General features: G+C 39.8%; 18 protein-coding genes and 1 riboswitch. Of the genes, 12 read left to right on the forward strand and 6 right to left on the reverse strand.

Annotation, left to right across the window (positions count from 1 at the left end):
- The 6 genes from coaBC to RBR61_RS09420 form a co-directional block, all read left to right on the forward strand.
- On the forward strand, positions 1-1,028 hold a 1,028-nt coding region (gene coaBC, locus RBR61_RS09395), incomplete at its 5' end, for a bifunctional phosphopantothenoylcysteine decarboxylase/phosphopantothenate--cysteine ligase CoaBC (RefSeq protein WP_320343841.1).
- Positions 1,025-1,702 carry a polyprenyl diphosphate synthase gene (uppS, locus tag RBR61_RS09400; RefSeq protein WP_320343843.1) on the forward strand — a complete coding sequence of 226 codons (678 nt, stop codon included), beginning with the start codon at positions 1,025-1,027 and terminating at the stop codon, positions 1,700-1,702. The genes coaBC and uppS, both read left to right, overlap by 4 nt.
- Positions 1,702-2,517, forward strand: coding sequence for a prepilin peptidase (locus RBR61_RS09405; RefSeq protein WP_320343844.1), 816 nt, complete (start codon positions 1,702-1,704; stop codon positions 2,515-2,517). The genes uppS and RBR61_RS09405 overlap by 1 nt, the downstream gene beginning before the upstream one ends.
- A complete protein-coding gene (locus tag RBR61_RS09410; protein ID WP_320343845.1) occupies positions 2,517-3,536 on the forward strand; it encodes an LptF/LptG family permease in 1,020 nt (339 codons plus the stop codon). The genes RBR61_RS09405 and RBR61_RS09410 overlap by 1 nt, the downstream gene beginning before the upstream one ends.
- Complete coding sequence (truA, locus tag RBR61_RS09415) at positions 3,537-4,247, forward strand: tRNA pseudouridine(38-40) synthase TruA (RefSeq protein ID WP_320343847.1); 711 nt, start codon at positions 3,537-3,539, stop codon at positions 4,245-4,247.
- 50 nt (positions 4,248-4,297) lie between these two features.
- Positions 4,298-4,759 carry a globin gene (locus RBR61_RS09420; protein WP_320343849.1) on the forward strand — a complete coding sequence of 154 codons (462 nt, stop codon included), beginning with the start codon at positions 4,298-4,300 and terminating at the stop codon, positions 4,757-4,759.
- Between the two features lie 10 nt (positions 4,760-4,769).
- Here the strand turns inward: RBR61_RS09420 and RBR61_RS09425 are convergent, their stop codons facing one another.
- Together RBR61_RS09425 and RBR61_RS09430 are read right to left on the reverse strand one after the other, a co-directional pair.
- Positions 4,770-6,587, reverse strand: coding sequence for a diguanylate cyclase (locus tag RBR61_RS09425; protein WP_320343851.1), 1,818 nt, complete (start codon positions 6,585-6,587; stop codon positions 4,770-4,772).
- A gap of 76 nt (positions 6,588-6,663) precedes the next feature.
- Positions 6,664-7,410 (reverse strand): ElyC/SanA/YdcF family protein, encoded by a 747-nt coding sequence (locus RBR61_RS09430; RefSeq protein ID WP_320343852.1) that lies wholly within the window; start codon positions 7,408-7,410, stop codon positions 6,664-6,666.
- Positions 7,411-7,477: 67 nt separating this feature from the next.
- Here RBR61_RS09430 and RBR61_RS09435 point away from each other — a divergent pair, with 67 nt between their 5' ends.
- The 3 genes from RBR61_RS09435 (at position 7,478) to RBR61_RS09445 (ending at position 10,829) form a co-directional block, all read left to right on the forward strand.
- Positions 7,478-8,212 (forward strand): hypothetical protein, encoded by a 735-nt coding sequence (locus RBR61_RS09435; protein WP_320343853.1) that lies wholly within the window; start codon positions 7,478-7,480, stop codon positions 8,210-8,212.
- Between the two features lie 36 nt (positions 8,213-8,248).
- The gene (locus tag RBR61_RS09440) at positions 8,249-9,046 is read left to right on the forward strand and encodes an ankyrin repeat domain-containing protein (protein WP_320343855.1); all 798 of its coding nucleotides are present in this window, start codon (positions 8,249-8,251) and stop codon (positions 9,044-9,046) included.
- Between the two features lie 50 nt (positions 9,047-9,096).
- A riboswitch (cyclic di-GMP riboswitch) is annotated at positions 9,097-9,177 on the forward strand.
- Between the two features lie 140 nt (positions 9,178-9,317).
- Complete coding sequence (locus tag RBR61_RS09445; RefSeq protein WP_320343857.1) at positions 9,318-10,829, forward strand: hypothetical protein; 1,512 nt, start codon at positions 9,318-9,320, stop codon at positions 10,827-10,829.
- Here RBR61_RS09445 and glyS read toward each other — a convergent pair.
- Positions 10,826-12,847, reverse strand: coding sequence for a glycine--tRNA ligase subunit beta (glyS, locus tag RBR61_RS09450; protein ID WP_320343859.1), 2,022 nt, complete (start codon positions 12,845-12,847; stop codon positions 10,826-10,828). The genes RBR61_RS09445 and glyS overlap by 4 nt on opposite strands.
- A 182-nt stretch (positions 12,848-13,029) precedes the next feature.
- Here glyS and RBR61_RS09455 point away from each other — a divergent pair, with 182 nt between their 5' ends.
- On the forward strand, positions 13,030-13,416 hold the full coding sequence (locus RBR61_RS09455; RefSeq protein WP_320343861.1) for a class II SORL domain-containing protein: 387 nt from the start codon (positions 13,030-13,032) through the stop codon (positions 13,414-13,416).
- A gap of 53 nt (positions 13,417-13,469) precedes the next feature.
- On the opposite strand, the gene RBR61_RS09460 is transcribed toward RBR61_RS09455, so the two are convergent.
- Together RBR61_RS09460 and RBR61_RS09465 are read right to left on the reverse strand one after the other, a co-directional pair.
- On the reverse strand, positions 13,470-15,632 hold the full coding sequence (locus RBR61_RS09460) for a nitrate- and nitrite sensing domain-containing protein (RefSeq protein WP_320343863.1): 2,163 nt from the start codon (positions 15,630-15,632) through the stop codon (positions 13,470-13,472).
- Positions 15,633-15,685: 53 nt separating this feature from the next.
- Positions 15,686-17,266 carry a bifunctional diguanylate cyclase/phosphodiesterase gene (locus RBR61_RS09465; protein WP_320343866.1) on the reverse strand — a complete coding sequence of 527 codons (1,581 nt, stop codon included), beginning with the start codon at positions 17,264-17,266 and terminating at the stop codon, positions 15,686-15,688.
- Between the two features lie 109 nt (positions 17,267-17,375).
- On the opposite strand from RBR61_RS09465, the gene RBR61_RS09470 reads away from it, so the two are divergent.
- Together RBR61_RS09470 and RBR61_RS09475 are read left to right on the forward strand one after the other, a co-directional pair.
- Entirely contained in the window at positions 17,376-18,032 is a 657-nt protein-coding gene (locus RBR61_RS09470) for a uracil-DNA glycosylase (RefSeq protein WP_320343868.1), read from the forward strand.
- Positions 18,029-19,297, forward strand: a complete 1,269-nt coding sequence (locus RBR61_RS09475) for a hypothetical protein (RefSeq protein WP_320343870.1) — start codon at positions 18,029-18,031, stop codon at positions 19,295-19,297. Before RBR61_RS09470 ends, RBR61_RS09475 begins: the two co-directional genes overlap by 4 nt.
- Here RBR61_RS09475 and RBR61_RS09480 read toward each other — a convergent pair.
- Positions 19,271-19,651 carry a YbgC/FadM family acyl-CoA thioesterase gene (locus RBR61_RS09480; protein WP_320343872.1) on the reverse strand — a complete coding sequence of 127 codons (381 nt, stop codon included), beginning with the start codon at positions 19,649-19,651 and terminating at the stop codon, positions 19,271-19,273. The two genes, RBR61_RS09475 and RBR61_RS09480, sit on opposite strands and share 27 nt — an antisense overlap.
- Positions 19,652-19,723 lie beyond the last annotated feature (72 nt).

A 19,723-nucleotide genomic window follows, 5' to 3' on the forward strand; every position in this document is an offset into this window, starting at 1 on the left:
GATCTGGCGAATGGGCGGACCTTTTTGTAATCGCTCCGGCAACGGCAAACACCATAGCAAAACTTGCAAATGCGATAGCCGACAATATGCTTCTGCAGTGCGCCTTGGCATACCCACATCTAAAAGTAGTAGCGCCCTCCGCAAATACAAATATGATAAACAATCCCATAACAAAGGGAAACCTCAAGATGCTCGCAATAGCAAACTATGAGATAATAGAGACGCAGACAAAAGAGCTTGCGTGTAAAACAGTAGGTGACGGTGCGATGGCTGAGCCGCTGGAGATATTCTGGCACTGCGCAAAAGCACTTCTCAAAGATGAGTTTTGGACAGACAGACGCGTTATAGTAACGGGAGGCGGGACTGTTGAGAAGATAGATGAAGTGCGTTATTTCTCAAACTTCTCAAGCGGGAAGATGGCTTCGGCTCTTGCAACTGCACTCTACTGCAAAGGCGCGGACGTAAATCTTATATCTACCAAATTTGACAAAGACCTGCCGCAAGACCTCTACACTATAGAGGTAGAGAGTTCTGCAGAGATGATGGAGTACCTAAGAGACTCCGTTCGTATAGCTAAAAAAGGCAAACTATCCAAAGCAACGCTTATGAGAGAAGAGCAGATACACCTTATCCAAAAAAAGCCGTACCTCTTTATGGCGGCGGCTGTGAGCGACTATGTGGCAGAGTATCCGCAAAGCGGAAAGCTAAAAAAAGAGCAGCTTGGAGACGAGTGGGAACTAAAGCTCAAAAAAAATATCGATATTTTAAGCTCTATTGATAAAACAGATATAACCACAATAGGCTTTAAAGCCGAGATGGACAAAGAGCACGCAATAACGAACGCTCTAAAAATGATAGACTCAAAAGGCGTAGATGCGGTCTGCCTCAACATTTTAAAAGACTCATCAAGCTTTGGAAACGATACAAACGAGATAGAGTTTATATTAGCGAACAAGAAAGAGCTTATCCCCAGCTCTGACAAACTAAGCGTATCATTTCAAATACTTGAGCATGCAAAAAAACTATGAACAGAGCAAGACATATAGCCATAATCATGGACGGAAACGGCAGATGGGCCCAGCTAAGAGAGCAAAAAAGGGTCAAGGGGCATGAAGCGGGTGCAAAAGTCGTCAGAGCGATAACCGAGTTTTGCGCAAGAGATGAGGATATTGAGAGACTCACCCTCTATGCTTTTTCTACCGAAAACTGGAAAAGACCTCGCCTTGAAGTAGAGTTTTTGATGAAACTGTTGCAGAAGTATCTCGAGAGCGAGCTTGAGAACTATCTTCAAAACAACATAAGATTTGAACCTATCGGAGATATGAGAGCCTTTTCAAGCTCTCTTCAGCAGACGATTAGAAATGTACAGGAAAAAACCGCGCATTGTGACGGTCTTGTCCAGTCGCTCGCACTTAACTACGGTGCTCATGACGAGATACTAAGAGCCATAAATGGGATCAAAAACTCACAAGAGGATATCACGGAAGCGATGCTCTCAAACGCCCTTGACTGCAAGCACAACGTTGATCTTCTTATACGTACGGGCGGAGACCACAGGCTCTCAAATTTTCTGCTTTGGCAGGCAGCTTATGCTGAGCTTTTTTTCACAGATACGCTCTGGCCTGACTTTACGACGGATGAACTTGAGAGAATTATAAAAGATTTTACAAAAATTGAAAGAAGATTCGGAGGATTGAAATAGTGGAACTCACAACCGCTTTTATACTTGGCATACTGCTTGGTTCGTTCTTAAACGTCGTCATCCTCAGAATCCCTCAAGATGAGAGCGTCATGAACGGCTTTTCACACTGCCCTGCGTGTAGAAACACCCTCAAACCTTGGCATAACATACCTATATTTTCATGGATATTCTTAAGAGGCAAATGTGCATATTGCGGCTCAAAAATATCACTGCAGTATCCGTTTATCGAAATAGTCTCGGGCTTCATCTTTTTCGCTCTTGCTTTAAAATTCGGGCTTAGCTTTCCTGCTCTGCTGATAGGTTTTAGCTTTTTGACGCTTTTAGCGCTCTCCATGATAGACTTTAAGTACAAGATGGTTCCTGATTCTTTAAATCTTCTGGCACTTCTTTTTGCAATATTTGGCGCTTGGAGTGTTGACGGCATCATTCTAAATTTCCAAAATGCCCTGCTCTTTGCAGGCGGGTTTACTCTGCTTAGATTCGCTCTCTCATATATTTTGACATCATCTGCCCACAGAGAGGCCAATAAAAGAGTTACACCGTGGAGCAAGAACTATCACACCTACCCTTTTATAGAGGCTATGGGTGAAGGCGATATAATGGTCGCAGCCACAATGGGAGCGCTTCTTGGAGTAAAATTGACACTCGTCGCCATATTTCTCTCTGCACTTTTGGCACTGCCGGTCATGCTCTTTGTTTTAAAGATGTCAAAAGAGGAGCAGAAAGTTCCTTTTGTTCCGTTCTTGGCTATGGCTACGTTTATTGTCTACCTGTTTGATTCTCCGATATTAAGATACATAGAGGCTAATTACTGATGAAAATATTGCAAAACTACATAAAGCAGTCTCTCTCGATCCTATTTTTATCTATATTTCTACCGCTTTTCTCAATTGCGTCAGTCGTATTTTTGATCAAGATGGCAACCTACACGGCAGTCATACAGCTCTCTTTGCTTGAGATGGGCAAACTCTTTTTCTTTATGCTTCCGGAGTTGCTTTTTTACACTCTGCCTATCTCGTTTTTTATAGCAGCCACTCTGGCACTCTTTAAGCTCTCAAACGACAATGAGATAGTTGTGCTCTTTGCACTGGGTATCCGTCCTAAAGTGATACTAAAGACACTCCTTTTTCCCGCTCTGTTTTTGTCAATTGTTATGCTCTTTAACTTTTTTGTTCTATTCCCGCACGCAAAAGTTCTCTCGAACAATTTTATCTCCTATAAAAAGAGTGAGGCAAAGTTCAATCTCTCCGCATCGGAGTTTGGACATAAGTTCGGAGAGTGGCTGCTCTATATCGGAAAAGACAACCAAAACGAGACCTACTCGGACGTAATACTCTTTAACAAAAAACAGAACGAAGAGGTCATCATAGGTGCGAAAAAAGCCGAGATAATAAACGACTCAGGCATCCTGCGCCTAAAGCTGACAGATGGGGAAGGTTACAGCTACTCGGAGGAGAAGTTTACGCAGATAGATTTTGAGACAATGTTTATAAACGATACGATGAAAACAGATCTTGACGAGTATCAGACCCCTATGGAGTACTGGTTCCCAAAAGAGCCTTCTATAAAGACGCAAAAAAGGCTTATTACAAACGCCCTCTTCTCTATATTTCCGATTCTCAGTCTCTTTCTTATCGCAAGCATAGGGATAGTCCATGTAAGACATCAAAAGGGAAAGGTATACCTATTTCTATTTCTCTCTATAATCATCTATGACGCACTTGCAGTTGCGCTTCAACTTGCAATATCGGTTTACGCGCTGCCGGTAATGATCATAGGATGGCTTATAGCCACATACTTGATCTACAAAAAAATGATAGTATCCAAGTTCTAGATGAGATGTGCTCTAGTCATTGCCTATAACGGTACCGATTTTTTGGGTTCGCAAACTCAAAAAAGCTCAAAAAACACGATATTGGGAGAGCTGGAGCACGTTCTTAGCCAAATAAACATAGACTCTAAAGTAGTAGCTAGCGGAAGAACCGACAGAGGTGTTCATGCAACGGGACAGGTATGCCACATTGACCTGCCCCTCTTTTGGAGTGATCTAGATAAGCTTAAAAAAGTTCTAAACGAGATGCTTAGCGCCTCAATTTTAGTCAAGTCCGTCAAGGCTGTCGATGATGATTTTCATGCACGCTACAGCGCTAAAAGAAGAGTATACCGCTACATAATAAAAGAGTCATCAAAAAATCCTTTTGAAGACAACTTTGTAACACTCTTGGAGAGTGTAGATTTTTCAAAGTTGCAGCAGAATATAAAACTTTTTATAGGCGAACACGATTTTAAGTTTTTCATGAAAAGCGGCAGCGATGTCAAGAGCACGAGAAGAAGTATATACAAAGCTTTTGCCTACAGATACAAAGGCTATATAGTGCTTAATTTTGAAGCTAACGGATTTTTAAGAAGCCAGATAAGGATGATGGTAGGGGCTCTTCTTGCCTTTGATGCAGCCGAGATAAAAGAGCAGCTTTTATGCAGAAAAAACCATAAAATCAAACCCGCAAAAAGCAACGGTCTCTATTTGGCAAAGATAAAATATTAATCAACTTTTGCTATTATTGCGACAATTTTTAAAAAAATCGGGAAAAAAATATGAGCTACGAAATAACTAAAGCGATCCAAGGCGAAGATGTAAAGTTTAAAAACCCTGATCCTGCTTTTTATGAAGCGCTGGGTCATGACGGGATGCAGGAGCTTATGTATAAGTTCTACGACCGTATCTATGAGAGCAATATAGCTCATTTTTTTCCTCAAGACCCGGAAGAGTTTGAAGAGGTAAAAAAGAAGAACACAAAGTTCTTTATTCAGATATGCGGCGGACCGTCTATCTATGATGAAGAGATGAAGGGCAAGGACCTTGATCAATATATGATAGATATTCATAAAAACTTCTCTATCTACGAAAAGTCAAGAGATGAGTGGCTCGGTACGTTTAGAGAGGTATTAATGGAACTTGATATCGACCAGAACATCAAAGATGATTTCTGGCAGTATCTAGATAAGTTTTCAAAACTGACCGTAAACAGATATCTAAAAGAGTCTGCTTACGTTTAGAAGAGCTACTCTACGAGGCTTCAACTCTGTTCTTTCCGTTCTCTTTAGCCTTTGCAAGCGCCTCATATGCTCTTTTCATGATCTCTTGAAGAGTATCATCAGGCTGACAATCCGTAACCCCAAAACTCGCAGTCGCCTTGCCCACAAAGAAGAATTTGTTTCTCTCCACAAAACTCTGAAGATGTTCAGCCGCCGTGAATGCATTCTCAGCGCTTGTTTGTGGACAAATTATTAGATACTCGTTATCACTCCATCTTCCCACTGTGTCTAAGTAGCCGATATGGCGAATAAAAAGCTCACCCATCTCCTTCATAACAGAGTTTCCTACTTCGTAACCGTGCGTATCGTTTATCTCTGCCATACCGTCAATATTTGCAATAATTACGCTAAATTCGTAATCATATCTTTTTGCTCTGTGAAGCTCGTTTGTGAGTATCTCCTCAAGCTTGCTTTTGTTGTAGAGCTTTGTGACTTCATCTTTGTTTGATGACATCTGGGACTCTTTGTTTTTTTCCTCAAGCTCTCTCTCTTGTCTTTGAACTTTACGTTGAAGTTTTTCATTCAACTCTCTAAGTTCCTTTTTTGAGACATTGAGTTTATTTGCAACATCATGTTCTTTTTGAGCCTCAAGCTCAAACTGTGACTCTTCGTCTCTTATGCGCTCAACCATTGCAAACGAGATCATTAAAATATTCAACACTACCAAAACGGCATATATGTCATAAATAAAATCACTATACTTTACAAAACCAAGTACCATGCCGATGAGAAGAAGATTTCCTACCGACAGGAAAAGCCATGCCAGCAAGAAGTAGCCGCTTCCCGAGATATTTTTCTTCATAGAAATAGCAGAGATTGATACCAAAAATATAAAGTTTGCCAACGTAAAGAGAAGAGTCGCATAAGCAGAAGCATTGCAACTGCCAAAGATAAGTCCAAATATGCCTAGAAGTACGGCTAACCCGGCTAAAATCAAAAGATATTTATCCATTTTTGCAGACTGATTCTCTACTTTTAAAAAGTTTCTGCTAAGGATCAGCCCGGTTAAAAAGTTGAATGCGACTATCGGGTAGTATATGTTTTCATTAAATTCATAGCTGCTGTCCCACAGAAGCTGAAGATTGTAGCCGTAGTACGTGCCTACCAAAAACAGAAGTCCGACAAGGTAATAGAGATAAAAGAGATAGTTTTTGTCTTTGAGAGTAAAATAGTTGCTTAGGTTATACAAAAATATAACTAGAAGTATGCCGATGAGAGCGCCGTTTAACATAGCAATATATATAGTGCGCGACTCCGCCTTCTCAAGCGAGTAGAGCTTAGGGGAAAATGCCATTTTATTTACGCCCTGAGCCTTGATATAGACGGTAGAGCTTTGAAGTGCGTTCATCTTCAGAGGAACAAAGAAAGACCTCGCGTTGACCTCTTTTACATCTGAGAGTTTTAACGTCTCAAAAGTTCCCTGCGCCTCTTTGCTTGGAGTTCTTAAATATACTTCCGCCTTGTTAAGCCAGACGATCGGCATCTCAAGCTTGCCAAAAAAGGTATTGCTGCTTGAGTTTACAATGTTAAACCTGAGCCATATAGTCTCTCTTGCGCCGTTGGAGGAGACCGAAGTAGAGTTTGAGGGCTTAAAATTGTCACTGAACGTATTTTGAGATACATCTTCGTAGGAGAAGTGGCTTTGATCATCTATAAAAAGCTCTGAGGATGCTGTTATCCCAACCTTTTGCGTCTTTTCATCCACCTTGATAATATCTGAAATGCCGCTTTGAACAAACAGTGCAAAAAAGATAAAAATAAGATATAAATTTTTAAAGCCTCTATGCATAAACGAACTTCCTTGAACTCTATTGATTAATACGTTATCTTATACAAATATAACAAAAAGTTTGCTTTTTGTTATATCACTTTTTTATGATACTCCACAAAATACCCAAATACTCGTGAATTGCAACTTTTGAGTTTTGCAATGAGCTTATATCCGGCTCTTTTATATAGCCCGTATGCTCTTTTTTACGAAAATCGGTAGGCGCCTCAACAGGGTTTAAACCAAGAGATTCAAACAGCTTCACCGCTCTTGGCATATGCGTTGCAGATGTTACAAGCACAAACTTCTCATTAGCCAAAATGCTTCTTAAAAAGAGAGCTTCCTCTTTGGTGTCCTTTGGATTCGGATTTATGATCATATTTTTATCTTCCACGCCAAGAGATGCCGCCAATCTTGCATTCATAACTGCATTTGCAACATCGGTATCTCCCTCATAGCCTGTGAACACAAGCTTTGAACCAGGAGTTCTTTTATGAATAATGACACCCTCCAAAACTCTTTTAATGCCAGATGAGCCTATATTTGATGAGAGCGGCTGAGACTCGTCCGTGTTGTGCCCGCTCCCAAGAACATGGATATATTTAATATCCTCTTCATATTCATATTTTGGGTATCTATCTTCAAGATTTTTTACCAGATAGTTTGAAAACGGCTCGTAAGAGAAGAGAAGCAAAAACGCAAAAGAGAGGGATAAAAAGAGTTTTGAGAGGCTTTTTTTATCTCTAAACAATAAGAGTAGTCCGAGCGCAAAAAGCGCCGACACAAAACCAAGCGGTTCAACGAAAAACGTAACAAACTTCTTTAGATAAAATCCAAACTCCATAAATCTCTTTCCTTCTTAGTGGTTTAAAATTGTAGTATAATTCGCATAAAGAGAAAGAGGGTTTGATTTGCAGGCATTTGGAAAATTTTCAACAAGTTTTGACGTAGAGTATCTAGTAGAGCAGTATATCTATATACCTGAGGGCGACGAGATAATAGATGTCGACAAACTGGAAGAGATGCTTGGCAAAAGACGCAAAACCGTAGCGGGTACTATCTTTTTGTATAACCCTACGATCGCCCCTGTAGGCTATAACACAAACTCAAAACTTGCATCCCAGGGGTATGAGTTTGACGGCAAGTTCTGCGAACTGAGCTTTGACAACAACTGCAATCTGTTTGCTTCTGCCATAAAAGATGGCTACAGAGGCAAACTCATAGAGATAAAATATCTATTTAACATCAACAAGCCCAATATTGAACCAACGCCTATCTTAGAGGAGTTCGATGCCGATCTGGACAAATACACGAGCAATCAGCTTACAAGATACGACAAAGAGCTCAACTACCAAGACTATCTAAATATACGCCTAAGCGGCAAGTTTGTCTTTTTCGGCTCAGGAAACAAGTTTGACAGACATCACAAGAACATCATCGCTTATGCCAGAAACCTATCAGCTCAGGCAAAGAAACTCGGCAAAGAGATAGCGTTCATGTATGACAACAACCATGATGCCCAAGAGAGCGAAGAGGGAGCATATTTTCTGCCTCCGATCGCGACTGGCAAGTTCAAAGACGTAAGAGCGAACGCTTTTAAAAAAGCGTTCTCGAAATTTCCTCCGCAGGTGGTTAAAACGTCATAGGACATAGAGCAAAACACCACTAAAGAAAGGAGCAGCTTGAATGATCTTCAAAATGTAGCAGTTCTTGTCATACTCTTTTTTCTGGGATGGTTTGCTGCGTCCTCTATATTTGAGGCTTTAAAAAACATACCTTTTATAAGGGCGGAAGATGAGAGCGCCAAAGAGTTTCTTCCAAGAGTGCCTTTTAGACTAAGAAAAACTTTTAAAAATGCGTTTTTTGGGCTTTTGATTCTCCTCTTCACCCCTTTAGCAGTCTACACACTTATGAGCCAAACTATCAAAGAGCAGTGGTTTATTCCCTTTTTCACGCCGTTTACTCTTTATCTTCTGTTTTTGCTTATAAACAAAAAAGATGAGGAGCATATAAAACTCAAAAGAGCCGAATTTGACGAAAGCGACAGACGCGAGACTATTTTAAAGATTTGCAAAAAACTCTCAAACAGAGAGTCAAAGTCATGCAGAAAAACAAATACACAGCAGTACAACACCATTTTGCACTATCTCAAAAACAATCAAAATCCAGACGAGATCTTCGAAGAGAGGTACACCCTGCTGCTTCCGAGCGCATGCTGCGGAGACTATAAACTTGTTAAATCTCTCATCGAGCACGGAAGCGATGTAAACTTTAAAAGCTCTACGGGCAACTGCGCGATCCATCTGGCTGCAAAATACGGCTTTGAAGAGATCGTTGAACTTTTACTCAGCAACGGTGCAGACATAGAGGTAAAAGATGCCCACGGCAAGACTCCGCTTGTCTTAGCGCAGGAAAACGGACACAAATATATCGTATCCATGCTGAGCAATGAAGCAAAGAAGGTTAATATATTGCCCTAATCTGCTGTTTTTAGCTCATTTTAAATATCATATAGTAAAATAAAATCTACTAAGTCCAAAGCCAAACTTATTGTGAAATAGGGACGGAAAGTCACGAGTCTTGTGTTATACAAGATGGTCGGATTGCAACTTACTTATCATACTCTGCATATGTTTTGTTAGCCGCAATCTAAATTTTTTAAATAGTCAATTTTTATATTTTCCGGGAGCGTAATGTCTTTTCTCTTCGTCTTAAATATCTTTTCAACCATGGCGGTTTTATAAAATGCTGATGCAAAAACTAAAGACGCATGTAAAAACGACCATTGGCGCTCCGACGGTAGATTTTAAGTGGAAGAGAGAGCACAATGAAAAGCTGCTCTCCTTTTTGGATAAAAACCTTGAATCATACACACTGCTTGACAAAGAGATACAGCAAGAGATAAAAAGTACAATCAGGGAGCATTTTGAGCCTGTAGGGTGCACTATGTTCAAAATGAGCGAAAAAGAGCTAAAGCTCAAACTTATACCGTATAAAACAGAACCAAAGGACAGCATTAACCTTGAGGCGATAATAGAGATAATTGATAAAAATGAAGACCTTATCGTCTATAACTACAATGACAAAGAGGACCTGATATGTCTGCAAAAAGAGCTCACACAAGAACTTACGCACTTTGTAAACAAGATCAACAATGAAGAGATAAACAAAAAAGAACTTTTAAAATATGCCATCAGAGAAGCGTTTGAGCTTAATAGCAGCGATATTATAATCATAAAGAACTCACAGATCTTTATAAAACTATTTAATGAAGCAAATGTAAAAAAAGTCTCTGAGGAAGAGAAAAATACGATCGCAAACAGATACAACGGACTTGACGAAGATGAGCTAAAGTCTTTTTACAACAACTTCTTTCTAAAAGAGCAGAACAAGAACTTCTTCTATCTCGTCGCAGAGCAGTTTGTAGACACCTATATGCTTGAGAAGAAGATAGACAACCTTTCATATGAGAAATACGCTTTTTCCTTTATACAAGCCATCGTTACGGAACATCTTATAAATACTTTTGACAGGAACGACGACTTTTTCAAAGGGTTTTCAGGCTACGTATTTAGAATACACTTCAAAGAGGTATTTAACCATATCGCAAACCTTATACTCTCCGAACTCAGCGCGTCAAACAGATATATTATGGATTTTTTAAAGTACTACTCTCTAAATATTGTCGTACTTGACGGACAGAAATACCGAGTTCCAGAGATCGAAGCATCTAACGGGCTTAAGTGGAACGTCGCATCCATGATGTCAATAGTCAAAATATATGTAAAGACCGAGATATCGCTTGAAAACATCAAAGACCAGAAGGAGGAGCTTGAAGAGGCTATTTCTGAGTATTATATAAACTCTCTCTCACCTATCGAGCACAATGCCAAGATCACAAAAGAGATAGAAAAAATTTCCCAAAACATAATCTATGCGACAAAAAGGCTCAATATCTACACCGACTCTCTTGATTCATCAAAAGACCCAAATGAAGCAGAGGGCCTTAAAAATGAGGTCAGAGAGATCCAGTATGAGATACAGATGAAAAAAGATGAGAAAAACAGGCTTGCATTAAAAATGGCAAGTAAGTCTCAGATAATGAAATACAACAACATAAAAAGAGAGATAGACGCTCTAAAGAGACAGGAGAGAAGGGATGAAAAGATTCTAGCACAAAATAAAAGCGCCTATCTGTCCATAAGAAACTCTCTGGTAAAAGCTCTTACTTCAAAAAAGACGCTTATTGAAGAGACAGCTTAAACACTCACCTCTTTAATATCCGCAATATTCAAGATGCTTTTATAGATGGATGCGACAAGAGCTTTTCTGTTGTTTCTGACGCTCTCATCTTCTGCATTTACCATAACATCGTCAAAGAATTTATCGAGCTCTGGCTTGAGTCCCAAAAGAGCATCCAGCTCCTCTTCATAAGATGCGTATTTAGCCGAACTAACCTTGCTGTATCTTGCAAAAAGAGCCTCTTCAGCACTCTGTTCAAATAGCGCAGCATCAACTCTAAACTCACCGGACATCTCAATGTCTTTAGTAATGTTTGCAACCCTCTTAAAGGTTGAGAATGACTCGCCAAAGCCTTCACTGCTGACCATATTCTCAAGCGCTTCTATTTTTTTGCCTATCTTTAGAAGCTCTCTCTCACCGCTTGCAAGCACTGCCTCGACGATAGAAGGATTTACCTTGAAGTACTGTCTTACTCTCTCTAAGAAAAACGCTTCAAGTTTGGATAGGTCAAACTCCGAATACTCTTTGCTTAAAAGCTTTATAGTACCTACTATGTCAAACTCCAGATCATGCTCTTTTGTAATTCTTATAAGACCGTTCACGGCGCGGCGAAGCGCAAAAGGATCACGTGAGCCCGTCGGGATCTGGTTTACGCTAAAGAGACCCAAAAGAGTATCCAGCTTTAAGCTCATAGCAACGATTGCGCTCATAACCGTTGAAGGGAGCGCGCTATCTTCGCCGTCAGGCAGATACTGCTCTTTTATGGCAAGTGCTACTTCATCGCTCTCGCCTGATTTTTTAGCATAATAGTAGCCCATAAGACCCTGAAGCTCCGTAAACTCATACACCATCTCGCTCATCAGGTCGGCTTTTGCAAGAGATATTGCACGATCAAGCATCTCTTTGCTTGAGTCTTTTGGTTTATAGATATCAAACAGGATATTTGCTATTTTTCTCTCACGCTCTATCTTGTCAGCTACGCTCCCAAGCCCTTTCATAAAGACAACTTTTTCAAGCCCCTGAGTGCTCAGCCCGTTTTTGAGGTCATTATTATAAAAGAAGAGCGCATCAGCCAAACGAGGACGCAGAACTCTCTCATTTCCCTCTATAACTTTGGAAAAATCATCGGTGAGCGCATTTGTGACCACAACGAACTTGTTTACAAGTTTCTCATCTTTAAAAACGGGAAAGTATCTCTGGTGCTCTTTCATGGAGGTGATAATGACCTCAGGAGGAAGTTCCAAAAACGCCTCGTCAAACGAGCCTAGCACTGCTGTAGGATGCTCAGTTATCGCAACGACTTCATCAAGCAGATCGCCATCTATCTCTATTTTTATGCCGTTGGTTTTCTCAAGGGTCGAGAAGTTCTCTAAAATAGCCTCGCGTCTTAACTCCGGAAAAAGAGTCACCCCGCCCTCCTCTAGTTTTTCAAAGTAATCTTTCGCACCTTTTATTGTTACAGAGTCAAAATTGCTTATGCGGTGCACAAAGGTCTCTTTTTTCGATCTAACCCCAAAAAGTTCCATATCTACAAGCTCATCGCCGAAAAGAACGTTTACCCAGCGGATCGGGCGGATAAAACTCTCGCTTAGAGAGCCCCATCTCATAGACTTTCCGAACTCAAGAGATCTTATCCACTCATTTACGATCTTTTCCAAAAGCAGTACCGATGGCTCCCCTTTTAGCTCTTTTTTATAGTAGAGAACATCTTTGGCACCCTTTTTGGCAGAACCTATCTCTTCTATTTCCACGCCGCACTTCTTTGCAAAACCAAGAGCCGCAGGTGTTGGCTTGCCATCTTTGTAAGCTACTTCAAGAGGTGCTCCGAAAAACTCCTCCATGCTGTCGTCTTGGCGTGTTTTAAACTCTCTGTGCCACAAGACCAGACGGCGGGGAGTATAGTAAAATTCAAACTCGCACAGAAGTGAATATTTCTCTAAAATGTCGGCATACTTTTTTTCAATATTTTTCAACTCTTTTAAAAGCGGAATAGCCGGAAGCTCTTCAACGCCAATTTCAATCAATAGAGGTTTAATCATAATATAGACTCTTTTTGTGGGTATTAATAGCGCGATTTTATCTATATTTTTGTTAAATGCCAATAAAGGGCGCACCTAATTTAAAGAAGTCTTAATCAATGCAGATAAAGAGAGAGGGAGGTTTTTTGTAAATGATATTGTAGTTACAATATCGCGTAAACTTAAAATAAAAGGATTTAAAAATGCCAAAGATCAATCGTTATGTTGATATAGATACAGTTGAGAGAGAAAGTAAAAAAGATTATATTGACCGCCACTCGCCGTTCATCCACTGTGCAGACACTGCTAAAGAGGGTGAGATGTTCAGCGTAACAGTTAAAATGGGCAATGAGTACTCTCACCCTGATGATTTTGACCACTACATAGCAAATATGTCACTCTTTAACGGTGAGACTCTTTTAGCACGTGCTGATTTCACTCCCGGTTCTTTAGGAAATATGAAAGCGCACGCTACAGTGACATTTAACATCATCCCAACAGGAAGCAAGCTTAAACTTACTGCTCAAGCATACTGTACAAAACACGGTGTTTGGGAATCAACTGAAAAAGTTGTAGAAGTTAGCGCGTAATAAATTTTTTTATCAAGAGAGACGTCTCTTGATAAAACCTCTCTTTTAAAAAACTACTTAACCTCGTTCATCATATTATCAAGTGTAACAAAGAGCTCTTTTGATGCCTTTTCCGCTTCGTTGAATGCAGAAATGATCTTATCCGAATTATCAACAGAACCGCCTCTAATATAATCAGGGATCGTTCTAACCCTATCGTGTACGGTCTTATGAATAGGATCGATCTTAGCATATGACGCCGTATAAGAGAACGACTCTTTTGCATCACCGACATACCATTTTCCAAATCTGCAGCTTGTGTGGTCTGAAAATTTAAACTCTTGGTCATCTTTAAAGACCGCACTGTATCCGCTTAGTTTAAATGCTATATGGTCCAGTTTAGCAAGAGTGATAAAGAGCTCGTTTGATATCTTTTTGTTTGATAGCTGAATATCTTTTGCACCGTCAACCAGAGAGTAAAGGCTAGTGTTAAACTCTTCTAATTTCTCTAAGGATGAGGAGACCTCTTGACTCATAAGATCTGAGAACTCCTGCATCATGGAGCTGTTTTGCTTAAGCAGATTTATGTTTACTTCGACCTCGTTCGTCGCTTTTTGAGTCCTTTCTGCCAGTTTTCTCACTTCATCAGCGACAACTGCAAATCCGCGTCCGTGCTCGCCTGCACGCGCAGCTTCTATGGCAGCATTTAGCGCTAAAAGATTTGTCTGATCGCTTATATCTTTAATAAGCGCGATGACGCTTGTGATCTCGTTTACGCTGTTGTTTAACTGCTCGGAATTCTCTTGGCTGCCCTGCATCTTCTGGGATATATTATTTAGCGAGTTAACCATCTCCTCTGTAGAGTGTTTAACTTCATCAACGATCACACCTGTCTGGGCATTTTTATCGTTTATATCTTTTAGTGAGCCCATATTGTGGGTCAATCCCTCTTGAACACTCCCGACTCCCGATACGGCACCCTCGTTTAAGAGTTCGGTCAAAGATAGCGTAAGCTTGTTCGCTTCTATTCTCTGCTCTACCTCTTTTGCATATCTTGCAGACTCCGCAAGACTCTCTTTTGCCTCATGCATAGATCGCTCTGCGGCTTGAACAAGCTGGTTTACATACTCCTGTATAAACCCTATCTCATCACGTCCGCTCTTTGTGATGCTTTTTGAGAAATCTTTTGAAGTGATTATCCCATCTATCTCATCTTTTAGCATATCTACTTTTTTTATAAGGTTTCTTGAGATAAACGAACCAAGCCCTATTATGAAAAAGACCACCGTCATATTTACGACAAGCCCTATAATCATGGAGTTAAAAGCATCGTCATGAAGTTTTGTGACATTTTGGCTTATACTGTTTGATATCTCATCTTCCACCTCTTTTAGAAGGTTGATCTTGGAGGTTATGGTCGCGAACCAGTATGTGGCATCTATATTGAAGCCTCCATCTTTGTTCTCTAAAGCAACGCCCCTCATTCTTTTTACTTCTGCAACCTCTTTGGTGCTCATTCTTTTTTCATAGAACTCTTTTAGATGTGGTGATGCAAAGAAGAGGAACTTCTGTGTAAAACCATCCTGTTCGCTTAAAAGCGCTATAAATTTATCGTGAAATCCGGGGGCAAAACTGTCTCTGCTAAAGGTTGATGAGAGGACTGCTCTCTCTATGCCGGCTCTCTCTTTTGCAGAGAGAAAGTTTACAAAAGCATTTATCTCGTTGTTTGTCTGAGCGTTGTCACTCATCTTTATGATCTCTTCTATTGCAGATATAAATGCGGCATTTAGGGATGTGTAATAGCCCACAGGAACAGAGACCGCAACATTAAGCGCATCCACGCCTTTTCTGATCTCACCGATCTTTGAGAGTGCGTCAACCGCCTTTTGCATCTTTGTGCGCATACTCTCTGAGTACTCATTCAAAGGGATTTGAGAGTAGAACTTTTTTAACTCCAAAAGAGTTGCATCGGTATCTTTTCGAATAGAGACGAGCTCAGATGAGAACTTAGCACCATTTGAGCTTATAAACCCTGCAGATGCACCCCTCTCTTTTTGAAGATTGTGAACAAGAGAGCTGCTTTTTTGACTAAAAAGAACCATCTCGCTGATCTTCTCTAAAGCCTTTACCTCTTTATAACTGTTATAACTGTCTGTTGTAAGCCACAAAAGTATCACTAACACAGGCACTATTACCATCAGTGCCATCTTTAATTTAATCGAGATGTTGTTTAACATTCTAATCCTTTGTGTGTAATATTATTTTTTGCAGAGCTTACTTTGGTATAGGCTTAGTTATCCTTCTTTAGCAATCCAACGGAAGGTTCATCTATATAGTAACCCTGAGAGTAATCTACTCCGAGTTTTTTTACTATGTCCATTATCACACTTGAGTGAACATACTCCGCTATGGTTTTTATGCCAAGTTTTTTTGCAAACTCTACAATGGTCTCGACAATAAAAAGAGCGTTTCTATCTACATCTATATCTTGCACCAAAGAGCCGTCGATCTTTATAAAATCTGCGTTCATCCTTGTCAAATACCCGAAATTAGAGTATCCGCTTCCAAAATCGTCTATTGCTATTCTAGCTCCATATCTTTTAACTTCGCTTATAAAGCGGTCGACTTTTTTAAAGTCTTCAACCGCATCTGACTCAAGAAGCTCGAATATGACCCTTCTGGACGCTTTTGAATTTTTTAGTTTTTGAATGATGAAATTGAATATTTCACTGCTCATAATATCCTCTATGGAGAGGTTAATGCTAAACTCAAACTCGCTGTTCTCAAATGTTTCGAACGATTTGTCAATTATCGCTTTTGTAACCGTATTATAAACTTTTATCTTTTTTGCAACTGGAATAAAGAGGGCCGGTGAGAGAATCTTGCCGTTTTTGTCGATAAGCCTTGCCAGACACTCATACTTCTTTATCTCCAATGTTTTCGTATCGACAATAGCCTGAAAATATGGAATGACCCTGAGATTTTCAACGGCATCTCTTACGATCCCTGAGAGCTTCAGGTTTCTCTCGTACTCATTTTCAAAATTCATCCTGTCTTCGTATATCCAGTATTTTGCGCCTATCTCTTTTGCATATTTCAGCGCCATAGATACTTTGGAAAATATATTTTTGCTATCTCTGTTTGCCGAAGATGCAAGAGTAAAATCAACGTAAATATTTATATCCTGATACTCTACAATTATATTTTTCATCTTCTCGTAAAGCTCATCGAGGTAGTCTTTAAGCTCGTAAAAACCTATTTCTCTGTCAATAATAAAAGCAAACTCATCTCCAGAGAGCTTGTAGATATGGTGCTGCGGTATATTCTCTTTAAGAAACTTTCCGACCTTTTCAATTACGTAGTCACCGACAATATAGCCGTAAAAATTGTTTATCATCTGAAAGTTGTCTATATTAAAAACGACTAGAGAAAACTCCTTGAACTCATCAAGGTCGTTTCTTAGCTTATATGTATTTGGAAGATTTGTGAGATGGTCGGTAAAGTATCTGCTAAAGAGTTTGTTTCTGTACTCTTTAACGCTTGCCGACTCTTCCACAGCCCTGGTATAGAGCTCTTTAGCTATTTCGTCACTCAGGTTTTGCGGGTCGATCTCTTTTTTCAGTGAATAGATCGTAAGCTGTGTTTTTGTCTTATCTTCATGTTTTAAGAGAACTATCTTGGCGTTTGGAAGTACCTTGGCAAGCTCGTTTTTTAGGCTCTGAACAAGTACGGTATTATGGATAAAAGATATTATATGTACAAGAACATTATCTTTATTTACCTTCTCCAGATCCCTTATAACGCCCTGAATCTCCCTTGATGACTCTAGCTTAAAACTGTTAACATCTAATATTTCACTCTCTAGATTCAAAATGTTCTCCAAAAATACTTTCCCACATTCTATCTGAAAATTTATAAAGTAGATTTTAACCACTCTTTAAATATACTCTCATAACTGTTATATTATAAAAAGGTTATAATTGAACTCTTTTCAAAATCTACTACTTTTGCAAAACCTATATCGGCTTAAAGCTCTTGGATTTGAATACAGCGACTCTTTTTCAATAAACCGCGTTAGTACAAATGAAAAACCAAATAACCTGAGCGAACTTGCAAAAAATATAACTACCTGCCATCTGTGCGACCTTAGCAAATCAAGAAGACAGAGCATGAGCGGGTATGGCAACCCGAATGCGGATCTTATGATAATTGATTATATGGTCTCAATGAGCGAGGACAGCACATCCTCCTACTACAGCGGAAGAAGCGGAGAGATGCTAAAAGATATGATAGAGAATGTTTTAAAGCTCAAAGTTGAAGACGTATACTTTACACATGCAGTAAAGTGCAAGCCTTTGAACTCAAATATGCCCTCAGACTCCGAGTGGGATTCATGCAAAAGCTATCTTTTTTCACAAATAGAGTTCGTGAAACCAAAAGTAGTTGTAACTTTAGGTAAGAATGCTTATGCTAAAGTTACGTCAGAAGAAGAAAATTTTGCCAGTGTTAGAGGTCATGTTGTAGACTTTAAAGATTACAAACTTGTTCCCATATTTCATCCGAATCATCTTCTTAGAAATCCGAATGAGAAAAAAATCGCCTTTAACGATCTAAAAACAATAAAGAGTTGTCTATGAAAAAATTATTTATTATCGCTATGCTTTTTCCTGTTCTGCTATTTTCAAAAAGCTTTCTAGTCTCGGACATAACTCTTCCAAAAACAGATGTGCAAAACCTAGACCCATACCCATGCGATGAGGAGTGTCTGCAAGAGCATCTTGAAAACGGTCATATCTTCTCATTTTTGGCACATGCAAGAAAAAAACTTGAAGATGACGTCTTGGAGGCCAGAAGAGAGGAGTATATGGCGATCTTCAATGTAAAGAAGGTCTTTACAGAGAGCAAGCTTCGCATCGCACTGCTTCTGCCGTACAAAAAGATCGCCAGATATGCAGCCTCCACCACAAACGCATCTTTTGCCTATCTTATGTCAAAGAACCGCCCGTTTGAACTAAAAAGCTATAAGATTGAGGATGAGAGCTATGACGATATAAAAGAAGCGCTGCAAAAAATTCAAAACGACGGCTTCTCATACGTGATCGCACCGATGACACAGGAGGGAGAAGAGATCGTCTCAAGAATAGACCCTGAAATAAACATATTTTTTCCTACCATCAACAAAAAAGATGCAAAAAATGCCTCTAGTTATCTCTACTACGGCGGGATCGACTACAGAGCACAGAGCGACCTTCTACTAAAAGAGGCGATCTCCCCGCTTGTCATATTTTATGACCAGTCAGCCATCGGAGAGCAGCTCTCGGAGTATCAGGATTACGCATTTAGAGCTAAATTTGCACATGATAAAAACAGCACCGCTTTAAGCTCGATGCAGACTACAGAAAAACCGACCATTATAAAGTTCTCTATTCCTCAGCAGACGACGAACCTCGAAAAACAGCTAAAAGAGAACGAAGAGATAAATGCAGCCTCTTTTTTCGTAAATACCCCGATCATAAAAAGCGGGATGATAATATCACAGCTCACTCTTTATGACACAAATGCTACAAATATACTCTCAACGCAGACAAACTACAACCCGCTGCTTCTCTCGATGACACAGTATCATGACAGAAAAGATATGATAATAGCCAACTCCATTACGCAGAACAAAGATGTCCTCATAGAGACGAACTCTCTTTTAGGCAACGATATCGTGTATGACTGGATAAACTACACGTCAACCGTAGGCATAGACTACTTTGCACATCTCATAAGCGGCGAAGCAAGAGAGTACGATATACAAAATGTCGATAACCAGATGATCTACCCTATAAATCTGCTTCAGCCCTCATTTTCGAGGTTTATACCCTATTATTCACTCCATAAAGAGAGAGCGGACTAACTCCTCTACATCTTTCGTGATCTTCTGGGGCTTGCCCTCAAAGTTTATATATGCCAGCGTTATAGTCAGCTCAAATATCTTCTCGTTATCTTTAAATAGACTCTGCAGGAGCTTAAACGAAGCCGCTCTCATCTCTAAAAGTTTTGTCTCTATATGGAGCTCATCTCCGAGCTTCGCACTCTTTATAAAATCGGCCTCCACTCTTCTGGCGACAAAATGACCGTTTTGCAAAACAGGACTCATACCTTTAGAGAAAAAAGCCTCGCTCCTTGCACGCTCGCAAAAATTAAGGTAGTTGGAGTGATATACCACTCCGCCTGTATCGGTATCTTCGTAATAAACTCTCAATTTCACTCTATATTCCCCTATTTATCGGCTTTTGAGCCACTATCAAAAATATTCGCTCCAAAATTCGCTCCAATTTTG

Source organism: Sulfurimonas sp. (assembly GCF_034005705.1).
Lineage (GTDB): Bacteria > Campylobacterota > Campylobacteria > Campylobacterales > Sulfurimonadaceae > Sulfurimonas.

Bases quoted from the DNA above. Each gene is read 5' to 3' on its own strand.
- RBR61_RS09455 (WP_320343861.1), top strand. From the start codon at position 13,030: ATGCCAAAGATCAATCGTTATGTTGATATAGATACAGTTGAGAGAGAA.
- glyS (WP_320343859.1), bottom strand. From the start codon at position 12,847: ATGATTAAACCTCTATTGATTGAAATTGGCGTTGAAGAGCTTCCGGCT.
- uppS (WP_320343843.1), top strand. From the start codon at position 1,025: ATGAACAGAGCAAGACATATAGCCATAATCATGGACGGAAACGGCAGA.
- RBR61_RS09460 (WP_320343863.1), bottom strand. From the start codon at position 15,632: ATGTTAAACAACATCTCGATTAAATTAAAGATGGCACTGATGGTAATA.
- RBR61_RS09475 (WP_320343870.1), top strand. From the start codon at position 18,029: ATGAAAAAATTATTTATTATCGCTATGCTTTTTCCTGTTCTGCTATTT.
- RBR61_RS09425 (WP_320343851.1), bottom strand. From the start codon at position 6,587: ATGCATAGAGGCTTTAAAAATTTATATCTTATTTTTATCTTTTTTGCA.
- RBR61_RS09420 (WP_320343849.1), top strand. From the start codon at position 4,298: ATGAGCTACGAAATAACTAAAGCGATCCAAGGCGAAGATGTAAAGTTT.
- RBR61_RS09445 (WP_320343857.1), top strand. From the start codon at position 9,318: ATGCAAAAACTAAAGACGCATGTAAAAACGACCATTGGCGCTCCGACG.
- RBR61_RS09430 (WP_320343852.1), bottom strand. From the start codon at position 7,410: ATGGAGTTTGGATTTTATCTAAAGAAGTTTGTTACGTTTTTCGTTGAA.
- truA (WP_320343847.1), top strand. From the start codon at position 3,537: ATGAGATGTGCTCTAGTCATTGCCTATAACGGTACCGATTTTTTGGGT.
- RBR61_RS09410 (WP_320343845.1), top strand. From the start codon at position 2,517: ATGAAAATATTGCAAAACTACATAAAGCAGTCTCTCTCGATCCTATTT.